This is a genomic window from Paenibacillus agaridevorans, assembly GCF_003112455.1.
GTDB lineage: Bacteria > Bacillota > Bacilli > Paenibacillales > Paenibacillaceae > Pristimantibacillus > Pristimantibacillus agaridevorans.
Genome location: NZ_BDQX01000413.1, coordinates 30,497 through 31,244, shown reverse-complemented (window position 1 = coordinate 31,244; position 748 = coordinate 30,497). Strand labels below are relative to the sequence as shown.

At 55.2% G+C, this 748-nt stretch carries 1 protein-coding gene; it reads left to right on the top strand.

Annotated features, from left to right (window positions below; genetic code table 11):
• The coding region (locus PAT3040_RS31830; protein WP_146200617.1) for an extracellular solute-binding protein at positions 1 to 748 on the top strand (748 nt) is incomplete at both ends.

Sequence of the window (748 nt, the reverse complement as noted above, 5' to 3'; positions counted from 1 at the left end):
ACAATCGTTGGGTGAAGTGGATCCGGGAGCAGTCCGGAATTGACGTAACGATGGTGCCCGTGCCTCGAAACCAGGCACAAGACAAGCTGAACGTGCTTATCGCTTCGAATCAGGCGCCTGATCTGATCTGGGAGTACGATCGGGCTTATATCGGCAAGCTGATTACCCAAGGCGCGCTGCAGCCGGTGGACGCTTATATCGAGCAGTACAGCACATCCTACAAAACATATTTGCAGGAGCATCCCGAGCTGTTGCCTTACCTGACCTTCGATGGTCAAATGTATGCGGTCGCGAACGCTCGGACGACGGATGGCATCGCCAATCATGGTCTGTGGATCCGGCAAGATTGGTTGGATAAGCTGGGCCTCAAGACGCCGACAACGATGGACGAATTGATCGAGGTGGCGAAGGCATTCAAGGAGCAGGACCCGGACGGCAACAAGCAGGACGATACAACGGCGCTGGTAGGCAGCACGGTCTTTGACAGCTATGCGGCGATGAACGCGGCTATCGGCAATCAATGGTACCTGGAGAACGGCAGCATGAAGTACGGAGCCACGCTCGACCGGTTCGGGGATGCGATGGAGTTGGAGAAACAAATGTACGAAGCGGGGCTGGTGGACAAGGAATATTTGACGGACAAAAACTTTCAGAGGGCTATCCAACTTTGGACGACGGGCAAAGCGGGCATCTTCGCCGGTAGTTGGGGCGGCAGCGCAATGGAGAACCACATCCGGAATATGCTAAT